Source organism: Paenibacillus ottowii (assembly GCF_006874425.1).
GTDB lineage: Bacteria > Bacillota > Bacilli > Paenibacillales > Paenibacillaceae > Paenibacillus > Paenibacillus ottowii.
This window is the reverse complement of record NZ_VIJZ01000003.1, coordinates 167,116-186,205: the sequence shown is the minus strand read 5'-3', so window position 1 is coordinate 186,205 and position 19,090 is coordinate 167,116. Positions and strand designations below refer to the sequence as shown.

At 46.5% G+C, this 19,090-nt stretch carries 21 protein-coding genes; all 21 read left to right on the top strand.

Features of this window, described 5'->3' with window-relative positions:
• The first annotated feature begins 184 nt into the window (after window positions 1-184).
• The 21 genes from upp to FKV70_RS07680 all read left to right on the top strand — a co-directional run bounded on the left by upp (window position 185) and on the right by FKV70_RS07680 (window position 18,241).
• Window positions 185-814 (top strand): uracil phosphoribosyltransferase, encoded by a 630-nt coding sequence (gene upp, locus FKV70_RS07785; protein WP_013312332.1) that lies wholly within the window; start codon window positions 185-187, stop codon window positions 812-814.
• Window positions 815-924: 110 nt separating this feature from the next.
• The gene (gene wecB / locus FKV70_RS07780; RefSeq protein WP_142612444.1) at window positions 925-2,091 is read left to right on the top strand and encodes a non-hydrolyzing UDP-N-acetylglucosamine 2-epimerase; all 1,167 of its coding nucleotides are present in this window, start codon (window positions 925-927) and stop codon (window positions 2,089-2,091) included.
• A 167-nt stretch (window positions 2,092-2,258) separates the two neighbouring features.
• Complete coding sequence (locus FKV70_RS07775; RefSeq protein WP_063213860.1) at window positions 2,259-2,516, top strand: AtpZ/AtpI family protein; 258 nt, start codon at window positions 2,259-2,261, stop codon at window positions 2,514-2,516.
• Complete coding sequence (locus FKV70_RS07770; protein WP_063213861.1) at window positions 2,513-2,893, top strand: ATP synthase subunit I; 381 nt, start codon at window positions 2,513-2,515, stop codon at window positions 2,891-2,893. The genes FKV70_RS07775 and FKV70_RS07770 overlap by 4 nt, the downstream gene beginning before the upstream one ends.
• Before the next feature lie 29 nt (window positions 2,894-2,922).
• Window positions 2,923-3,747, top strand: a complete 825-nt coding sequence (gene atpB / locus FKV70_RS07765; protein ID WP_063213862.1) for a F0F1 ATP synthase subunit A — start codon at window positions 2,923-2,925, stop codon at window positions 3,745-3,747.
• Window positions 3,748-3,850: 103 nt separating this feature from the next.
• Complete coding sequence (gene atpE / locus FKV70_RS07760) at window positions 3,851-4,075, top strand: F0F1 ATP synthase subunit C (protein ID WP_013373437.1); 225 nt, start codon at window positions 3,851-3,853, stop codon at window positions 4,073-4,075.
• A gap of 112 nt (window positions 4,076-4,187) precedes the next feature.
• Window positions 4,188-4,676 (top strand): F0F1 ATP synthase subunit B, encoded by a 489-nt coding sequence (gene atpF, locus FKV70_RS07755; protein ID WP_063213863.1) that lies wholly within the window; start codon window positions 4,188-4,190, stop codon window positions 4,674-4,676.
• The gene (locus tag FKV70_RS07750) at window positions 4,673-5,218 is read left to right on the top strand and encodes a F0F1 ATP synthase subunit delta (protein WP_063213864.1); all 546 of its coding nucleotides are present in this window, start codon (window positions 4,673-4,675) and stop codon (window positions 5,216-5,218) included. Before atpF ends, FKV70_RS07750 begins: the two co-directional genes overlap by 4 nt.
• A 19-nt stretch (window positions 5,219-5,237) precedes the next feature.
• Window positions 5,238-6,752 (top strand): F0F1 ATP synthase subunit alpha, encoded by a 1,515-nt coding sequence (atpA, locus tag FKV70_RS07745; RefSeq protein WP_063213865.1) that lies wholly within the window; start codon window positions 5,238-5,240, stop codon window positions 6,750-6,752.
• Between the two features lie 174 nt (window positions 6,753-6,926).
• Window positions 6,927-7,793: an ATP synthase F1 subunit gamma gene (gene atpG / locus FKV70_RS07740; RefSeq protein ID WP_063213866.1), complete on the top strand. Its 867-nt coding sequence runs from the start codon at window positions 6,927-6,929 to the stop codon at window positions 7,791-7,793.
• 121 nt (window positions 7,794-7,914) lie between these two features.
• Window positions 7,915-9,315: a F0F1 ATP synthase subunit beta gene (gene atpD / locus FKV70_RS07735; RefSeq protein ID WP_063213867.1), complete on the top strand. Its 1,401-nt coding sequence runs from the start codon at window positions 7,915-7,917 to the stop codon at window positions 9,313-9,315.
• 70 nt (window positions 9,316-9,385) lie between these two features.
• A complete protein-coding gene (locus tag FKV70_RS07730) occupies window positions 9,386-9,799 on the top strand; it encodes a F0F1 ATP synthase subunit epsilon (protein WP_063213868.1) in 414 nt (137 codons plus the stop codon).
• Window positions 9,800-10,144: 345 nt separating this feature from the next.
• On the top strand, window positions 10,145-10,396 hold the full coding sequence (locus tag FKV70_RS07720) for a DUF1146 family protein (protein ID WP_063213869.1): 252 nt from the start codon (window positions 10,145-10,147) through the stop codon (window positions 10,394-10,396).
• A gap of 324 nt (window positions 10,397-10,720) precedes the next feature.
• Window positions 10,721-12,076: a UDP-N-acetylglucosamine 1-carboxyvinyltransferase gene (gene murA, locus FKV70_RS07715; RefSeq protein ID WP_063213870.1), complete on the top strand. Its 1,356-nt coding sequence runs from the start codon at window positions 10,721-10,723 to the stop codon at window positions 12,074-12,076.
• Between the two features lie 216 nt (window positions 12,077-12,292).
• The gene (gene spoIID / locus FKV70_RS07710; protein WP_142612443.1) at window positions 12,293-13,699 is read left to right on the top strand and encodes a stage II sporulation protein D; all 1,407 of its coding nucleotides are present in this window, start codon (window positions 12,293-12,295) and stop codon (window positions 13,697-13,699) included.
• 70 nt (window positions 13,700-13,769) lie between these two features.
• Complete coding sequence (gene spoIIQ / locus FKV70_RS07705; protein ID WP_142612442.1) at window positions 13,770-14,510, top strand: stage II sporulation protein SpoIIQ; 741 nt, start codon at window positions 13,770-13,772, stop codon at window positions 14,508-14,510.
• Between the two features lie 201 nt (window positions 14,511-14,711).
• Window positions 14,712-14,999 (top strand): sporulation transcriptional regulator SpoIIID, encoded by a 288-nt coding sequence (gene spoIIID, locus FKV70_RS07700; RefSeq protein ID WP_013373425.1) that lies wholly within the window; start codon window positions 14,712-14,714, stop codon window positions 14,997-14,999.
• 171 nt (window positions 15,000-15,170) lie between these two features.
• Window positions 15,171-16,169: a rod shape-determining protein gene (gene mreB, locus FKV70_RS07695; RefSeq protein WP_142612441.1), complete on the top strand. Its 999-nt coding sequence runs from the start codon at window positions 15,171-15,173 to the stop codon at window positions 16,167-16,169.
• Window positions 16,170-16,292: 123 nt separating this feature from the next.
• On the top strand, window positions 16,293-17,177 hold the full coding sequence (locus FKV70_RS07690; RefSeq protein ID WP_142612440.1) for a flagellar hook-basal body protein: 885 nt from the start codon (window positions 16,293-16,295) through the stop codon (window positions 17,175-17,177).
• A gap of 13 nt (window positions 17,178-17,190) precedes the next feature.
• Window positions 17,191-18,018 carry a flagellar hook-basal body protein gene (locus FKV70_RS07685; protein WP_142612439.1) on the top strand — a complete coding sequence of 276 codons (828 nt, stop codon included), beginning with the start codon at window positions 17,191-17,193 and terminating at the stop codon, window positions 18,016-18,018.
• Window positions 18,019-18,028: 10 nt separating this feature from the next.
• Window positions 18,029-18,241 (top strand): DNA-directed RNA polymerase subunit beta, encoded by a 213-nt coding sequence (locus FKV70_RS07680; RefSeq protein WP_063213876.1) that lies wholly within the window; start codon window positions 18,029-18,031, stop codon window positions 18,239-18,241.
• The last annotated feature ends 849 nt before the right edge of the window (window positions 18,242-19,090 follow it).

Below are 19,090 nucleotides of genomic sequence, written 5' to 3'. Positions count from 1 at the left end.
CAAAAGGTTGTGGTGGCAGGTGTTAAATCAACCAAGGGAATGTTATAATAAACAGGATTTACAGGCACGCATTGCATCTGTGCTTATTTGGTTTGTACAAATAGGTTACATAGATCCTTTCGAATCAGGATGTTCGATGTGCTGATGCGGAAGAACGTGACGATAATACCGGAGGGAATATATCATGGCAAAACTGGTGGTTTGCGATCACCCTTTGATCCAACACAAACTTACATTTATCCGCGATGTGCGGACCAACACGAAAGATTTCCGCGAATTGGTTGATGAAGTAGCAACATTGATGGCTTATGAAATTACAAGGGATATCCCACTGGAGAGCATTACGGTGCAGACTCCAGTTGCTGAAACAGAAGGTAAAGTGATTTCTGGTCGTATGCTGGGCCTTATTCCGATTTTGCGTGCAGGTTTAGGTATGCTGGATGGTGTCGTAAAGCTTTTGCCAGCCGCAAAGGTAGGGCATGTGGGGTTGTTCCGTGATCCTGAGACATTGCAACCAGTAGAATATTATACGAAGCTGCCTACGGATGTAACTGAACGTGAATTGATCGTGATTGATCCCATGCTGGCAACGGGTGGGTCGGCGATCGCAGCAATTGATGTATTGAAAAAGAGAGGCTGTACTCAAATTAAAATGATGAATCTGATTGCCGCTCCTGAAGGAGTGAAAGCTGTGCAGGATGCGCATCCTGATGTGGACATTTATGTCGCTGCACTGGACGAGCGTTTGGATGATCATGGTTACATTATTCCAGGCCTTGGAGATGCGGGCGACCGCTTGTACGGAACTAAGTAGACTGCTTTTGGCAATTTGGCACCATCTATGGATGCTAAGACAGAACATATATCTGGATCACAGAAGATCTGGGAAGCAGACGTTTATTATGAAAAGGGGTTCAACAGAAAATGTCTAAAATCAAAGTGATGACCATTTTCGGTGTGCGTCCGGAAGCGATTAAGATGGCTCCTCTTATCTTGGAGCTTCAGCGTCATCCGGAGCATATCGAGTCCGTGGTATGCGTTACAGCTCAACATCGCCAGATGCTTGATCAGGTTCTGGAGGTTTTTAATATTCACCCTGACTATGATCTGGATGTAATGAAGGATCGCCAGACCCTCAATGAAATCTCGATACGTGTACTTCAAGGTCTGGAGCCTGTATTGCGTGAGGCCAAACCTGATATTGTGTTGGTTCACGGCGACACACTGACGACTTTCCTGGCCAGCTATGCGGCCTTTATGCAGCAAATTGAAGTAGGGCATGTGGAAGCAGGTCTGCGGACGTGGAACAAGCTTTCTCCATATCCAGAAGAAATGAATCGTCAGCTCACAGGCGTGTTGTCCGATTTGCATTTTTCACCTACTTCTTTATCAGCTGGCAATTTGCGGAAGGAAAATAAACCTGAATCGCGAATATATGTAACAGGTAATACAGTTACAGATGTCTTTCAGTATACAGTTCGCCAGGACTACGAGCACCCTGTACTGGACTGGGCACAGGGCAAACGCCTGATTCTCATGACAGCACATCGCCGGGAGTCCCAAGGGGAACCACATCGTCAAATTTTTAACGCAGTTAAGCGGATCGCGGATGAGTTTGAGGATGTTGCAATTGTTTACCCAGTTCATCCGAGTCCAGCTGTGAAGGAACCTGCATTTGAGATTTTAGGCAACCATCCGCGCATTAAGCTGATTGATCCGCTGGATGTCGTGGATCTGCACAATTTTTATCCACACACGCATCTGATTCTTACGGATTCTGGTGGTCTTCAGGAAGAGGCGCCTTCGTTCGGAGTACCTGTTCTGGTGCTGCGTGATACGACCGAGAGACCGGAAGGAATCGAAGCGGGTACCTTGGAGCTGGTGGGTACAAGTGAAGAGAATGTGTACAATCGGACCAAGGCTCTTTTGACAGATGCTGCATTGTATGAGTCTATGAGTCAGGCAGCGAATCCTTACGGTGATGGACAGGCATCAGTAAGAATTGTCAATGCGATTCTTCACCATTACGGTGTTCAAACAGAACGTCCTGAAGAATTTCACACAATGTTCACAAAAGGTGTTCGTCCGTAATTATTAATCTTTACAAGGTAAGCATACAGTTAAACTGTACGGTTACCAAGGGATACAGCATTTTAAGATGCTTTGTCGACTGATTTTTATACTTTAGGGCGCTAAAATATCTCAATTGACAAAGCATCTTATATTTAAGTAAAATGGACTGGAATTGCAGGGGTGACATGAGAAAAGTGGTCAAACCTTCCAAGCAAAACAACAACCGAAATAACACCGGAAACGCCTTTAAAGCTATAGGACTGGTGAGCGCGATCGGCATTGATTTGACGGTATGCACACTGGGTGGTTTCTATGCCGGAAAATGGCTTGATGCCAAACTTGGTGGATCTGGGATCTGGACTGGCGTAAGCGTTCTCGTAGGCTTGGTTGTAGGCGCATTGAGTATTGCCCTTGTGATCGGAAAGGTACTGAGGGATAAATGAATGAGATGACCCGAATGCAAAAGATGTTATGGATCGTAGCGCTTATGATTATGGCTCTATGTTTCCTGGTCTCCGCCTTCATGCCCCAACATCGTGACATTGCTCACGGAATCATTCTGGGAACGGGAGTAAGCTGTCTAAATGTGCTACATATGGCCTACAAGATTCGACAGGTTGCGAGTGCGGCTGCCGGTGAAGGAAAGAAGAAAAGGGTGGGAATTGGCTTTGGCGTTCGATTGGCGACCTCAATTTTGGCAGTGGTGCTGGCTATGGAGTTTCCAGCCTATTTCCATGAGATCGCTGTAATGGCAAGCCTGGTGACTGGACAATTTCTTCTTCTAATTATAGGCATCATATTCACACTACAGGAAAAATAATGGCTCAACTGAGAAAGGGGTGAGAAAACATGTTGCATGAATCACCGATTATCGAATTGGGCGGGTTTAACATTGACTTGTCCGTCATTATTATGCTTATTGTGACTTGCGCGATTGTATTTGGATTGGCATTTGCTGCAACACGCAATCTGTCTGTGGACAATCCGAGCAAGCTGCAAAATTTTATGGAATGGGTCGTAGAATTCGTTCAAGGACTGATCTCCAGCACAATGGATTTGAAAAAAGGGAAGCCATTCCTCTCCTTGGGGATGACGCTGATCATGTTCATTTTCGTGGGCAATATGCTGGGGTTACCGTTCGGGATTGTGACTGAATTCGATAATGTGCAGAGTGCCCAAGTATTTGGACATGAAATCATTCCAGTGAAAGAAGCACTAGAACAAGCACAGGCGTCTCACCCAGGCGAAGCTGCCCATGTAGGTATCAGCTGGTGGAAATCACCTACCGCAGATGCAGGGGTGTCCATTGGACTGGCATTGATGATCTTTGTTCTGGTTCATTTCCTGGGGATCTTCCGTAATACGAAAGCTTACTTCAAGCATTACGTTCAGCCATTTCCGTTCTTTTTGCCAATTAACTTGATTGAGCAGTTCTCAAAACTATTAACACACGGTATGCGTCTGTTCGGTAATATTTTTGCCGGCGAAGTTTTGATAAGTGTTCTGTTGAAAATGACAGCACTTGGTGTGGGAGGTATGGTTGCTTCCGTATTGGGACTCGTAGTCTGGCAAGGATTCAGTATTTTTGTCGGTAGCATTCAGGCGTTCGTCTTCACCATTTTGACGTTCGTATATATATCACAGGCAATTGACACACATGAAGAAGAACATTAGGTAAATTATGTTTCAGTTTTAAGTTAAGTTCAGGAGTACGCTTCGCGCTTAACTGCAAATACATGTACAATACAAATACACATCTCTAAGGAGGATTTTTAAAATGGGAGCTTGGGCATTAATAGCAGCAGCTATCGCAGTAGGTTTGGGTGCGCTTGGCGCAGGTATTGGTAACGGTCTGATTGTAAGTAAAACAGTTGAAGGTATCGCTCGTCAGCCAGAGGCGAAGTCCACCTTGCAAACTATTATGTTTATCGGTGTAGGTCTGGTCGAAGCTCTACCTATTATCGGTGTCGTTCTGGCATTTATTTTTTACGCTAAGGCTTAATGAATTGAACTAAGCAAGGTTTGGCGGGGAAGGCACAGCCATCCGCGCCTTCTTTGTTCGTTTGAACATGAAAGATCCAGAACCGACGTTCACCGGAAAGGAGTGACTTCAATTGAGTTTAAATTGGACAAGTATCGTTTTCACTATCATTGCATTTTTGATCTTGTACTGGTTACTGACGCGCTATGCATTTGGCCCTCTCTTTTCCGTAATGGAAAAACGGCGTCAACTCGTATTACAGCAAATGAATGAGGCGGCACAAACGCGTGAACAGGCTGCTGCTTATGTTGAAGAGCAAAAGCAGGCTCTCCAGCAAGCGCGCAAGGAAGCCTACGATATTATAGAGCAATCAAAACAAACAGGTAACAAGCAAGCGGAACAAATTATTATTCAGGCTAAAGACGAAGCTGTCCGCCTGAAAGACGAAGCTGTTCGTGAAATCACAAGCGAGCGTAATAAGGCAGTTGCCGAATTGCGTAGCGAAGTGGGTAAAGCTTCGGTACAAATTGCTTCCAAACTGATTCAAAAGGAAATTAAGGAAGACCAAGTCCAGGGAGAGCTTGTCGACCAATACCTTAAAGAGGTAGGAGGCAAAGCATGAGCCGAGATACGGTAGTTGCCAAACGGTATGCGAAAGCTTTGTATGAAGTAGCAGAGCAGGAACAGACCATTATGGAAACCGAACAGGAGCTACGTGCTTTTGTAGAAGCTGTATCGGGGGATGCTGAAATCCGTAAATTCATTAATTCTCCTAACATTACGGAAGCAGTCAAGCTTCAGGTACTGGCTAGCAATTTTGAAGGCAAGTTGTCTGCGTCGCTGATTAACACGATTAAGCTGTTGATTCAGCGCAGCAGAGCAGATTTGTTCGAATCTCTCCTGGCCGGATATCTTGAGATTCAGGAATACAAGCTGGGAATTGCCCATGCTAAGGTGTATTCGACGTATGCTTTAAGTGATCAGGAAAAAACAACGGTAGCCGAAGAATTTGGTGCCCGTGAACATAAAACAATCCGTGTGGAAAACATAGTGGACCCGAGTCTACTGGGCGGATTGAAAGTGGTTATCGGCGATACACTGTACGACGGCAGTCTGGCCGGCAAGCTGGATCGTCTTGAGAAATCCTTTAACAGACGAGTATAGAAGATAGGGGTGAACACACTTGAGTATCAAACCTGAAGAAATCAGTTCATTGATTAAAAGTCAGATTGAACAATATAAAAATGATATCGAGGTCGTTGAAGTCGGCACTGTTGTTGAAGTCGGCGACGGTATTGCCCGCGTCTACGGACTGGAAAAAGTTATGGCCGGTGAATTGGTAGAATTCGACACTGGCGTATTGGGCTTGGCGCTCAACGTGGAAGAAAGCAATGTCGGTGTTGTTATTTTGGGTCAATTCTCCGACATTCGTGAAGGTGGCCAAGTAAAACGTACAGGTCAGATCATGCAAGTCCCTGTAGGCGAAGCAATGATCGGACGTGTAGTTAACCCGCTGGGACAACCAGTTGACGGTAAAGGCCCGATTGCTACAACAGAATTCCGTCCGGTTGAAAGTCAGGCTCCAGGCGTTATGGCCCGTAAATCGGTACATGAGCCTATGCAGACAGGGATTAAAGCTATTGATGCGATGGTTCCGATTGGTCGTGGTCAACGTGAGTTGATTATCGGTGACCGTCAAACGGGGAAAACTTCTATCGCAATCGATGCAATTTTGAACCAAAAAGGCAACGGCATGAAATGTATTTATGTCGCTATTGGTCAAAAACAATCCACGGTTGCTCAAGTTGTTGAAACATTGCGTCGTCATGGTGCGTTGGAATACACGATTGTCGTTACGGCATCTGCTTCCGAACCATCACCATTGCTGTACATTGCTCCTTACTCTGGCTGTGCCATGGGTGAATACTTTATGTACAAAGGCGAGCATGTCCTGGTTGTTTATGATGACTTGACTAAACAAGCGTCTGCTTACCGGGAACTTTCCCTGTTGCTGCGCCGTCCACCGGGTCGTGAAGCATATCCAGGTGACGTTTTCTATCTGCACTCTCGTTTGCTGGAACGTGCAGCGAAGCTGAATGATGAGTTGGGTGGCGGATCACTTACTGCTTTGCCGTTCATCGAGACACAGGCTTCCGACGTTTCTGCTTATATTCCAACTAACGTTATTTCCATTACAGATGGACAGATCTTCCTGGAAGCTGACTTGTTCTATGCAGGCCAACGTCCAGCGATCAACGTAGGTATTTCCGTATCTCGTGTAGGTGGTTCTGCTCAGATTAAAGCGATGAAAAAGGTTGCAGGTTCCCTGCGTCTGGATCTTGCTCAATATCGTGAGCTTCAAGCGTTCTCCCAATTCGGGTCCGACTTGGATAAATCCACCAAGGCCCGTCTCGACCGTGGCGCACGCATGATGGAAATTTTGAAACAAGGTGTTCACCAACCGCTTGCTGTAGAGCAACAAGTAGTGAGCTTGTATACTGCTGTAAAAGGCTTCCTTGATGATATTCCTGTATCGGATGTAAAACGTTTTGAAAAAGACTTCCTGTCTTTCATGGAGTCCGATCATCAGGATGTGCTTCAATCTATTCGCGACACGAAAGACTTGGTTGCTGATAATGAAGCAGCTTTGAAGGCAGCTATCGAAAAATTCAAGAAATCATTCGCCACGTCGGTGTAATATATTGGAATTTGCCTGTTTATGATGAAAGGTGTCTAAGGAAGCGTACCCTCTGGGTTGTGGCTTCCTTGGCATGTTTTACTCTCAATAACAGGCCCTTTAACATATGTGCGGCTGGATTTTAATCTTATGAAGTTAGCTTTGGCTTGGCCAAAGCTTGAAGGTGGTGAAATCATGGCAAAAGGTATGCGCGACATTAAACGTCAGATTAAAAGTGTGCAGAGTTCGAAGCAGATCACGAAAGCGATGGAAATGGTTGCTGCCTCCAAACTGAGAAGAGCTCAAGAGAAAGCGGAGTCAGCTCGACCTTACTCGGAAAAGCTTAAAGAAGTTGTGAGTAGTATTGCCTCTGGAGCGAATAACATCAAGCATCCAATGCTGGAGAGTCGTCCAGTTAAAAAGACGGCTTATCTCATCATTACATCTGATCGTGGTCTGGCTGGTGGTTATAACGCCAATATTTTGCGACAGGTTACGCAGACGATTGCTGAGCGTCACCGTTCACAGGATGAATTTGTAATCTTCATCATTGGGCGAAAAGGACGGGATTATTTCAGACGTCGTGAATTCCCTATCGCTGAATCGGTAACCGATCTGTCAGATACACCTGCATTTGCAGATATCAAAACGATTGCTAGCAAAGCCGTACAAGGCTTTGAACTTAAAGAATTTGATGAGCTTTATCTATGCTATAACCGCTTTGTCAACGCATTGACTCAAATTCCAACAGTTGATCGTTTGTTGCCGATGGCAACACCGGAGTCAGCTACTGCTTCATCCTCAATTAACTACGAGTATGAACCTTCACCAGAGGGAGTACTGGAAGCATTGCTGCCACGTTACGCGGAAACGCTCATTTACGGCGCTTTGCTGGATGGTAAAGCAAGTGAGCTGGGAGCGAAAATGACGGCGATGGGAGCTGCTACGAAGAATGCTACCAAGTTGATTGGAGAGCTTTCCTTGACCTATAACCGTGCTCGTCAAGCGGCTATTACCCAGGAAATTACGGAAATTGTTGCAGGGGCTAACGCTCAGTCTTAATGCGACTTCTTGCGACTGTTTGATAACAAGGTCTACACTATTATGATAAATTGCGGGCGCAAAACAAATCAGAATGGTTCGGATTTGCGGCTGTGCAAGCTTGTAGGAGGGAAACCAAAAGATGAACAAAGGACGCGTAGTGAGCATCATGGGTCCGGTTGTCGACGTTGAGTTTGAACGTGGACAGCTTCCGGAAATTCTGAATGCCATTCATATTGGGACTGTGCTGGAGAGCGGAGTCAAAATTGATCTGACGCTCGAGGCTTCAAAACATCTAGGTGACAACCGTGTGCGTTGTATTGCCATGTCTTCCACAGATGGTTTGGTTCGTGGAGCTGAAGCAATAGATCTGGGAGCGCCTATCTCGGTACCTGTCGGCGAAGCTACTCTTGGACGTGTATTTAACGTGCTTGGAACGCCAATTGATAATGGTGCTGATATGGGTGAAGCAACAAGAAATCCGATTCACCGTCAAGCGCCTTCTTTCGAAGAACTGACAACTCAAGCAGAGATGCTCGAAACGGGTATTAAAGTTATCGACTTGCTGGCTCCTTATGCCAAGGGTGGTAAAGTCGGGTTGTTTGGTGGCGCGGGTGTAGGTAAAACCGTAACCATTCAAGAATTGATTAACAATATCGCTCAGGAGCATGGTGGTATTTCTGTATTTGCGGGTGTAGGTGAACGTACACGCGAAGGAAATGACTTGTACCATGAAATGAGAGATTCCGGCGTTATCAACAAAACGGCGATGGTGTTTGGACAAATGAACGAGCCTCCAGGTGCGCGTTTGCGTGTTGCCCTCACAGGTCTGACGATGGCGGAATATTTCCGTGACCAAGAAGGCCGTGACGTGTTGCTCTTTATTGATAACATTTTCCGCTTCACCCAAGCAGGCTCTGAGGTTTCTGCCCTGTTGGGACGTATGCCTTCCGCAGTAGGTTACCAGCCAACGCTGGCAACGGAGATGGGGCAACTGCAAGAACGGATTACTTCTACTAAAAAAGGTTCGGTTACTTCCATTCAGGCAATCTACGTGCCTGCGGATGACTACACTGACCCGGCTCCTGCAACGACGTTTGCCCATTTGGATGCTACAACGAACCTGGAACGTAAAATTTCCGAAATGGGTATTTACCCGGCGGTTGATCCACTCGCATCCAGCTCCCGTATTTTGTCGCCAGACGTTGTGGGTGAAGAGCATTACAATGTAGCACAAGGGGTAAAACAAATTTTGGCCCGCTACAATGAGCTTCAGGATATTATCGCGATCCTGGGTATGGATGAGTTGAGTGAAGAAGATAAAATGCTGGTAGCACGTGCCCGTAAAATCCAGCGTTTCCTTTCACAGCCTTTCCACGTTGCCGAAGCATTTAACGGCTTCCCAGGTAAATATGTACCAGTTAAAGAAACGGTACGTAGCTTCAAAGAAATTTTGGAAGGCAAGCATGACAATCTTCCAGAAGCGGCTTTCCTTTTTGTAGGGGCCATTGAAGAAGCAGTGGAAAAAGCTAAAACCTTGTAAACATATAGGCAGAGAATAGCCGAGCCTTACGAAGTGAGCTGTCTGTGGACAGTTTCCAGGAGGGATTCAAGTGAGCACGTATTTACTAGAGATAGTGACGCCGGAGCGCCTGGTCTATACGGAGCAGGTAAACAGCATCAGTGTTCGCGGCTCGGAAGGCGATCTTGGGATTTTACCAGGACACCTTCCCTTGGTCACTCCCTTGAAGATTGCACCGGTACGTATTAAAATCGGTGGTCAAACCGAAGTGATTGCGGTCAATGGGGGCTTTATTGAAGTCCGCAATGATAAAGTGGTCATTTTGGCTGAAAGCGCGGAACGTTCCGAAGATATTGATGTGGAACGGGCTCGTGCGGCAAGGGAGCGGGCAGAACTGCGGCTCCAGAGTAAGCAGGATCAAATAGACCATCATCGGGCAGAAGTCGCTCTGCAACGGGCGCTTAACCGTTTGAATGCTACAAGTATCAGAACCAATAAGAATTAATATTGGAATTTGAGTGGAATTTTAAAAGGGTTCGGCATAGTATACGGATGGAATGACAAAGAGACCACTTCATAACTTCTGCCCAAGAGGGCCTACAGAAGGTGAGTGACATCTTTACTTCCTTCGATCACTGTGATCGAGCCCTTTTTTAGTTGTATTTTCCAAATATATAGTCCTATTTCATGTTTAATAGCTAGGTATTTAGTACCTTTTAAATTCACAAAACAGAAGTGATTATACACATTTTGTCGAAATAAATATGCTAAGAATAGAAATAGCACTAGCAAATTAGGCGCTTGCCGAGTATTATAAAGAAGTCTGTGACGCAGATGGGAGGAATCACGAATGAACGGGAAGCAGCAGTTGGCTGAACAGTTAAGTCAATCGGCGAGTATGACTGCGCTGATCTCTATGATCGTATCGCTCATCTGTATAGCGTTAGCCTGGTGGGCTTTGCAGAGCTTAAAGCTGGATTTATTCATCCGGCAACCCAAAGGACCGCAGGGCAGATTGCTGCACTTGTTTCTTGCTATTATTTTGGGACAGTTGGTTTCTGGTTTCTTGTTGAGCTACATCTCTTGGAGCCAAATGCTGTAGAATTTGTTTTAACATGAAGTAGGCGGGTTATATGATTTTATGACTCCGTATGTGCAGGAATTGTCGAATAACATCATGCCATATTGTTAACAATGGTAAACAAAAGCACCATACATGTATAACAGGATGAATCCGTTAGAACTCATGTGGACGTCAAGTGTAAAAAACGCTTGTATACTTGTTTTAATCAGTGGTATGATGGCAGTTAGGGTATTAGTAAAATCTTGTTTTTTTATGTAATGAAAAAGCAAGGCATGAAAATAGCGGAATATGTTCTTTTTTTCCAGAATGGAAAAGGGAAATGACGCGCGGAGGGAACCATAGATGAGCAAATTTATCGTCCGCGGTGGCAACAGATTGACCGGGAGTGTCAAAGTCAGCGGAGCCAAAAACTCAGTTCTGCCGATCATCGCCGCTTCTCTGTTAGGAGAAGAAGGAGAAAGTGTTATTATGGATGCACCTCCTCTAGACGATGTGATGACCATTAACAAAGTGCTGGAGTCCTTAGGAGCAGGCGTTACATACCAAGACGAGGTCATTCGTGTTGACGCGCGGAAGATAATTTCCTGTGAAGCCCCTTACGAGTGGGTTAGGAAAATGCGCGCATCATTTTTGGTTATGGGGCCATTGCTTACTCGTTTGGGACGTACAAGAATCTCGCTTCCAGGCGGATGCGCAATTGGAACAAGACCTATTGATCAGCATTTGAAGGGGTTTGAAGCGTTGGGCGCCGAGATAAGCTTGGGCCAGGGTTTTATTGAAGCTAAAAGTAACGGTCGTCTGCGCGGAGCTAAGGTTTATTTGGATGTAGCCAGCGTAGGAGCAACCGAGAATATTATGATGGCCGCTACTCTTGCTGAGGGCGTAACTACCATTGAGAATGCTGCTAAGGAGCCTGAGATCGTTGATCTCGCCAACTTCCTGAATGGCATGGGAGCGAAAGTACGCGGTGCAGGCACAGGCGTCATTCGTATAGAAGGCGTCGAGAAGCTGCATGGTGTAAAACATACGGTTATTCCCGACCGGGTAGAAGCAGGTACTTATATGGTTGCTGCTGCGATCACAGGCGGGAACGTATATGTAGAAGGCGCAATATCCGATCATTTGGGTCCGGTTATATCCAAGATGGAAGAAATGGGTGTAACAATTCAACCTGATGAAAATGGTATTCGTGTCATTGCGGATAAACCGTTGAAGGCCGTTGATGTTAAAACACTGCCTTATCCTGGGTTTCCAACTGATATGCAGTCTCAGATGATGGCACTTCAACTTGCCGCTGAAGGAACGAGCATCATTACAGAAACCGTGTTTGAAAATCGTTTCATGCATGTAGATGAATTTCATCTTATGAATGCGGAAATTAAGGTCGAAGGTCGTACGGCGATTGTAACTGGCAATGCTAAGCTGACGGGTGCGAAAGTAACCTCGACAGATTTACGTGCAGGTGCTGCGTTAATTCTGACCGGACTTATTGCGGAAGGTACAACGGAGGTATCCGGCGTCCATCACATCGACCGTGGATACGTTCATTTGGCTGAGAAACTGACTGGATTGGGAGCTGACATTTACAGAGTGACTGTAGATGAATCCAAACTGGATCATTCGGCTAGCGCAGAACGTGTTGTACCAGAAGAAACATCGGGGAATCTGTTCAAGAAGATTCAGCCTTCCCTCGCTTAATCTTTAACTTATTGCATAGTTATAAACTTGAGCAAAAAGAACCAAGTCCGAAAGGGCTTGGTTCTTTTTGTGTTTTTGCTGCCTGGCTTTTTCATTCTTTCAGTTCTCTTAAAACGGTTCTATCAAAGTGGACGACCTCATATGATTGAAAATATCAGCTGGAGTATATCTGTACTTTCAGCCGGACATTTAGCCCTTTGATGGAGGTTTCAGCCTATGAAAGATTCACAGGTTCGCATCCGTATACCAATTCATCATCCTAAGAAACACCGCCAGGTCTCATTTGCGGAGGAAAGCTGTGGCTCTATAGCAACTTCATTGCAAAAAAATATGCTTATGCAGCAGCCAGACACGTCAGATGCATTACCGATTTGCGTCAAGACGCATCGGCGTACTACAGTGGTGCCTCCCGCCGCAAAAACAGCGCCTAGTAAAACATGGGACGCAAGCAAGCCGCAGGGATCGCAGCCACACCTGCGACCTGCAGCCGGGCGAGCCCCACGCTGGGGTAGCCGCCGACCATGGCTGCCCTTTGCCGCCATGGTCGGGGTGCTGGTGCTTGCCATAGCGGTGCCCACGCTAATGGCATGGCCTCGCCAGGCAGCGCAGCCTTTGCCGTCTGGGAGCCGCACAACCGCACCCGTGCAGCCCAATACGGGGGCAAAGAGCGAGGCGCCCGTTACGCGCCTGCCGGGCGTCCCGCCGATGCCGGCAGTACCCGCTGCTCCAGCGCGTAGCGCGCCGGTTGCGGCAGAGCCGGACGTGCGGGTGTACGTCACGTCTACTGGCCGAACGGAGTCACTGCCTTTGGAGCAATACATTGTCGGTGTAGTAGCAGCTGAAATGCCTGCCAGCTTTGAGGAAGAAGCGCTAAAGGCACAGGCCATTGCCGCACGTACCTTCATTACAAGGCGTTTGTTAGCTGATGACACCAGCGGCGCCCCGGCGGGGGCAGATGTGACAGATACCGTCAAACATCAGGCTTACATTTCCAAAGCTAAGCTTGCTAGAGAATGGGAGCATTCTGGAAAATCCGCAGATCTGGAAAAAATTCGCCAGGCTGTACGCGACACCAAGGATACCATCATGGTATATGAGGGGAAACCCATTACTGCTTCCTTTTTTTCTACCAGCAATGGCTACACTGAAAATTCAGAGGATGTATGGGCGAAGGCAGTGCCCTATTTACGAAGTGTGTCCAGTCCATGGGACAAGCAGTTGGCCCCTCGTTTTACAGAAACCGTTACACTGAGCCGTCAGAGTGTGTTCGATAGATTGGGATTGAGTCGTGCTGCGGTCACTGCTTCTACTGGAGGGGGAGGTATGCCAGAGATTCGTATCCTCTCCAAGACAGAAGGTCATCGCATCAAGAAGATTGAGGTAGGAGGCTTGGTCTTTACGGGACCGGAGATTCGAAACAAACTAGGATTACGGTCGGCTGAATTTACATGGAAGACCGAAGGGAATCGGATTGCTATAACAACCTATGGCTATGGTCATGGCGTTGGTATGAGCCAGTGGGGAGCCAATGGAATGGCCAAAGAAGGTCATACGGCCACTCAGATTCTCCTTCACTATTATACTGGTATATCTTTTGCGAATGCCTCTCGTATTCTAAGTTAGTAAATTTTTCGTAACTTTGAAGTATAAAAGAGTTGCACCCGGTAACACTGGTTACTGAGGTGATGAGCAAATGAGTGAACAAAATAAAAACCAGAATCAAAATCATGAAGATACACCCAAAACCTTTCCGGGTGGAAGAGCTTCACGGCCGTCTTCGTGGAAAAAGCTGTTGTCCAAAAGGTGGGCATACCCGGCAGCCTACATTGCCGCAGCAGCCATTATACTAACCTTAGTGTGGGTCTATCAGGATGCTAGCCAGAAGTCTTTCAAACCTGACCCAGCTAGTCCGTCGGTACAAAGCACAAGCGCTGTAAGTACCGACGGTAGCGAACAACAACCAGAAAGTGTGGAAGTTGTTGCTCAGTCGGAAAATATCGCATGGCCGGTGGCAGATGCGAGTGCAGTGAAAGTCGTAAAGCCTTTCTTTGATGAAAAAGCGACAGCTGATGAGCAAGCGGCAGCTATGGTAGAGTACGATAAAACATTTACCGCCAACACCGGAATTGACCTTTCTCGTTCCGACGATCAGGCATTTGAAGTGAGAGCTGCCCTGAGTGGAAAAGTATCCCGTGTGGAACAACATCCGCTGGTAGGGAATGTCGTAGAAATCACGCATGATAATAATCTCAAAACAGTATACCAAAGCTTGAGTGATCTGAAAGTAAAAGAAGGCGATCAAGTAAAACAAAATGATGTGATTGCTTCAGCAGGTCGCAATGAGCTTGAAAAGGATTTGAAAACACATCTGCATTTTGAAGTGTATCAGGATGACAAGCCAGTGAATCCAACAGGTCTGCTTCCTAAAAAATAAATTAGGCCATAGCTTTGCATGTTAAGCGGGGAATTCATATTCCCTGCTTTTTTCTTGTGCAGTTTTAACGCATAGCGTAAACATAAGCTGCTGTTGCCAAATAAATAGGCCTTCCGAAGCATGTCTTCCCGCCAAACCGCGAATATATAGGCACGCTCCTCATATAATGTACCAAACTATCCACAGTAGGGAGGCGGGAGCGTGCACGATTACATCAAGGAACGGACCATCAAAATCGGTCGCTGTATCGTGGAAACAAGGAATACGGTCCGTACGATTGCCAAGGAATTTGGTGTCTCCAAGAGCACGGTGCATAAAGATCTGACCGAACGGCTGCCTGAAATTAACCCGGATCTTGCTGATCAGGTGAAGCACATTCTCGAATACCATAAATCCATCCGCCATCTGCGGGGGGGTGAAGCGACGAAAATTAAGTACAAAAAAACGAGTGGGAAAAGAAGGGGAATTCTTGTTTCCGGCAAGTCCTAAAAATATATAGTGAATTGGCTGGCAAAGCCATTGAATCAACCCCCTGAAGTATGATATGTTAAAAGATGGTACAAGACGAAAAATGACATGTAACCGTAGGTTTATACATATATTTGCCGCTTCTTGTCGAATCTTAGCTTTTTAAAATATCACTTTGGGGGCCTTTTTAATATGTTCAGTAATGATATTGGTATCGACCTCGGTACGGCCAACGTGCTTATCCACGTCAAAGGTAAGGGAGTTGTTCTTGACGAACCTTCCGTTGTTGCGATAGAAAGCGATACAAAAAAAGTTCTGGCTGTCGGAGAGGAAGCGCGCCGTATGGTAGGACGTACTCCTGGTAATATCATAGCCATCCGCCCATTGCGTGATGGTGTCATCGCCGATTTTGAAGTCACGGAAGCGATGCTAAAATATTTTATTAATCGGGTAGGGGGAAGAAGCTGGTACAGTCACCCTCGTATTTTGATTTGTGCGCCGACGAACATTACCTCAGTGGAGCAAAAAGCGATTCGTGAAGCGGCGGAGCGTAGCGGGGCGAAAGAAGTATTTTTGGAGGAAGAGCCAAAGGCGGCTGCCATCGGGGCAGGAATGGATATCTTTGAGCCTAGCGGCAACATGGTCGTAGATATTGGTGGTGGAACAACTGACGTTGCAGTCCTTTCTATGGGGGATGTTGTAACAGCTTCTTCCATTAAAATGGCGGGGGACAAATTTGATACAGCCATTATGAAATATGTAAAAACGAAGTACAAACTTCTCATCGGGGAACGTACGGCTGAAGATATCAAAATTGCTATTGGAACTGTACATCCAAGCGGACGGCATGCTGAGATGGACATCCGTGGACGGGATATGGTATCCGGATTGCCCAAAACGTTAAGCATTTCTGCGGAAGAAGTACAGGATGCACTAAGAGATCCCGTGTCAGCGATTGTTGCTGCAGCTAAGTTTGTACTGGAGCAGACCCCACCGGAACTATCTGCTGATATTATTGACCGTGGAGTTATTTTGACCGGCGGTGGTGCGCTGCTTAGCGGTTTGGACGAGCTGCTTGCTGAAGAATTGCGTGTTCCAGTACTCGTTGCCGAGGATCCGATGCATTGTGTCGTTAAAGGTACAGGAATTATGCTGGATAATTTGGATCATGTGGTTAAGAAAAAGTTCTAATCTGCCGATAGTGACTATAAGAGACTCGTGTGCTGTCAGGCAGGCTGCTTAGCGTTTTGGCTTTAGTGCCTCCATGCGAGCATACAATTGATGAGCAGAGTATAGGATTGGGGTGCACGATACATGTTGAGAGGTTTATATACTGCGGCCGCCGGGATGATGACACAACAGCGACGTCATGACACCGTAACGCAAAATATTGCTAATATGAATACCACGGGATACAAGCAGGAGAACAGCGTTCAGCGCTCATTCCCCGAAATGTTTATCTCCATGACGGGGGGGAACCCTGATAACCCGGATCGTACGGTCGGCAAGCTCAATACTGGCGTTTTTGCTGAGGAAAGCCTCTCCCCTTACATTCAGGGAACGTTGAAGGATAGTGGACAAACTACAGATTTTGCGATACAGTCCAATATTAATGTGAATGACCCGGCGACTGGTCGACCTATGGCTTTTGATCAGGCGGGTAAATTCATCAATGCTAACGGTGAAGTCACTTATCGTCCAGAAGCGTTTTTTACGGTACGGGATAGTAGTGGTAATGTCCGCTATACACGTGATGGACATTTTCAAGTAAGTGGAACGGGAGCATTGCTTTCGTCGACTGGTTCAGCAGTGCTAGATACGAATGGAAACCCAATTCAATTGACGGGATCTGTCTCAGCGCTTAAAGTAAATGAACGGGGTCAATTGGTGGACAGCCAATCCAACCAGCCGCTCCGAACGACACTTGGAATTAGTGTTATTGATCGACCATACCAGCTCGTTCGTGAGGGTAATGGCAATTTCCGTTTGAATGATACGGATGGTGCTACGGCTAGAATGATGACCGCTAATGATACGGTATCGGTTCGTCAGGGCTATCTGGAAGTATCTAATGTAGATGCTGCTCAGTCGATGGTGGATATGATGGCTGCGTTAAGAGCGTATGAAGCGAATCAGAAGGTTATTCAATTTTATGATAAAAGCTTGGACAAGGCCGTTAACGAAGTAGGCCGTGTATAACAGGGGGTAAGTGATGAACAACTCCATGATTGGCGCAATGGTGTCTATGGCCAGTGTGCAGCAGCGTTTGGATTTAATTGCCGATAATATCGCCAATGTCAATACGGTTGGTTATAAGAGCAAACAGGGTTCCTTTGAAGATGTATTGGCTAATGTACAGCAGCAACCTTCAACGTATCTCCAAAATGGACGGGCGATGCCGCTTGGCTATAATTTGGGCTACGGAGTTAAAACAACCGCAGTTATGAAAAATATGGAGCAAGGTCCGCTCAAGGAAACGGGACTTCCTACCGACCTGGCCATTCAGGGAAATGCTTTGTTTGAAGTTCAGGGGAATGGACAAAAAGCCTGGACGCGTGCCGGCAGTTTTCATTTTGTTCCTGATCCGAATGATAATGCAACGATGATGTTGACCACCGCTGAGGGTTATTCTGTGTTAGACAATAATGATGTACCTGTAACCGCGCCAGCGGGTTCCAAAGTAGCTATTACCTCCGATGGCGAATTGCTGATTCGGGCTAATGGAACTGGTGCCCCGACAGCTGGCCAGCGAATTAAGCTAATGGATGTACAGCGTCCAGAAGGGTTACAGCAGCGGGATGATAACCTGTTCGTGTTAGCGAATGGCGTGACTGAAGCCGATGTATTCGGAGCAGCAGGTGTGGCAGGCGCTGTTCCAGCGGACGTTACTGTGCGTTCCGGCTATCTTGAGGAGTCTAACGTGGATTTAGCGGGCGAAATGACAGATATGATGCAAGTCCAGCGGATGTATCAAATGGCGGCACGGGCCTTAACCTCTAGCGACACGATGATGAACCTGGCCAACAATTTGAGGGCATAAGGATTTGGTGATGAAGGAAGAACAATCTGATTCCCGTCCGGTGCCTGAAAAGACTAAATCCCGCTGGCGTACTGCTCGTTATTTCGTTGTTCCGTTGTTGTTTCTGTTCTCGCTGTTAGGCGGCTTAATTGCAGGATATGTAATTGTAGGTAAGCAAGGGCTGGCAGGTGTATTTGAGTGGAAGACCTGGCAGCATGTCATTGATCTTATATTTGCGCCTTAGTTTACTTTAAAAGAGTGGTTGTGGAGGGAAATGGACGCTCCGCGTGCAGATTGTTCTTCCGATTGCTGTTATCCCCAGATTTATTTTGATTTTAACTTTTGAGGTTTGAATCCGGGGATAAAGGCAAACGCTGCGCTTCTCCAGGACAATTCTGCCCGCTCCGCTGGCTACCCGCTATCAGGGCCACTCTTGTTAAGATAAATAATCCCGCAATTTGTGTGGGGAGTATAGAAAACAAAACCCTGTGCCAGTGGCGCAGGGTTTTGTTTTGTCTTCAATGGAGAATCCTTCAGTGTAGCGAGTATGGATTGCAACCAATTGAGGCCATCGCAGAGGCCTTCGTTTGTTTTGTTTGCTCTTCGCGACAAGCGAGCATTATTGAAGCGAGCTTTCTTTTTGAGCAAAAGTAACTCGGCGGAGGGGATGGAATCGTTCTGGAGAAGTGGTAGCGTTCGCCTTTATCCTCGGATTTTAACCTTTCCGGGTTTTAAAATAATGAAAAAATCCGAGGGTAACAGCGATCGGAAGAATGATCCATCTCCGTAGCCCGCCCACCTTGACTCAAATGAAACTTCGCTTCACCCCATAATAGGAGCAACAAATATGGTACTTCCGCATAATTTTCTTTTTGCATCTGATGAATGTATAATGATGGGGAGTTTATAACATTGCGGGGTAAAACCAAGCACATGCAAAAGGGCTTTTTCTCGCCTCTGGTTGCGTAACCGGCGGAAAAAGCCCCTTATCTCAACCTTCACTTCTGCAGTAGGTGAAGGATATCTAACATTGTTGCCGTGATGAGCTGTTTTTATACAGCGTTTGCGGGGTAATATTATGCTTGCAGTAACT

Coding starts and splice junctions, on each gene's coding strand:
- upp (WP_013312332.1), top strand. CDS start 185: ATGGCAAAACTGGTGGTTTGCGATCACCCTTTGATCCAACACAAACTT.
- wecB (WP_142612444.1), top strand. CDS start 925: ATGTCTAAAATCAAAGTGATGACCATTTTCGGTGTGCGTCCGGAAGCG.
- FKV70_RS07775 (WP_063213860.1), top strand. CDS start 2,259: ATGAGAAAAGTGGTCAAACCTTCCAAGCAAAACAACAACCGAAATAAC.
- FKV70_RS07770 (WP_063213861.1), top strand. CDS start 2,513: ATGAATGAGATGACCCGAATGCAAAAGATGTTATGGATCGTAGCGCTT.
- atpB (WP_063213862.1), top strand. CDS start 2,923: ATGTTGCATGAATCACCGATTATCGAATTGGGCGGGTTTAACATTGAC.
- atpE (WP_013373437.1), top strand. CDS start 3,851: ATGGGAGCTTGGGCATTAATAGCAGCAGCTATCGCAGTAGGTTTGGGT.
- FKV70_RS07750 (WP_063213864.1), top strand. CDS start 4,673: ATGAGCCGAGATACGGTAGTTGCCAAACGGTATGCGAAAGCTTTGTAT.
- atpG (WP_063213866.1), top strand. CDS start 6,927: ATGGCAAAAGGTATGCGCGACATTAAACGTCAGATTAAAAGTGTGCAG.
- atpD (WP_063213867.1), top strand. CDS start 7,915: ATGAACAAAGGACGCGTAGTGAGCATCATGGGTCCGGTTGTCGACGTT.
- FKV70_RS07720 (WP_063213869.1), top strand. CDS start 10,145: ATGAACGGGAAGCAGCAGTTGGCTGAACAGTTAAGTCAATCGGCGAGT.
- murA (WP_063213870.1), top strand. CDS start 10,721: ATGAGCAAATTTATCGTCCGCGGTGGCAACAGATTGACCGGGAGTGTC.
- spoIID (WP_142612443.1), top strand. CDS start 12,293: ATGAAAGATTCACAGGTTCGCATCCGTATACCAATTCATCATCCTAAG.
- spoIIQ (WP_142612442.1), top strand. CDS start 13,770: ATGAGTGAACAAAATAAAAACCAGAATCAAAATCATGAAGATACACCC.
- mreB (WP_142612441.1), top strand. CDS start 15,171: ATGTTCAGTAATGATATTGGTATCGACCTCGGTACGGCCAACGTGCTT.
- FKV70_RS07690 (WP_142612440.1), top strand. CDS start 16,293: ATGTTGAGAGGTTTATATACTGCGGCCGCCGGGATGATGACACAACAG.
- FKV70_RS07685 (WP_142612439.1), top strand. CDS start 17,191: ATGAACAACTCCATGATTGGCGCAATGGTGTCTATGGCCAGTGTGCAG.
- FKV70_RS07680 (WP_063213876.1), top strand. CDS start 18,029: ATGAAGGAAGAACAATCTGATTCCCGTCCGGTGCCTGAAAAGACTAAA.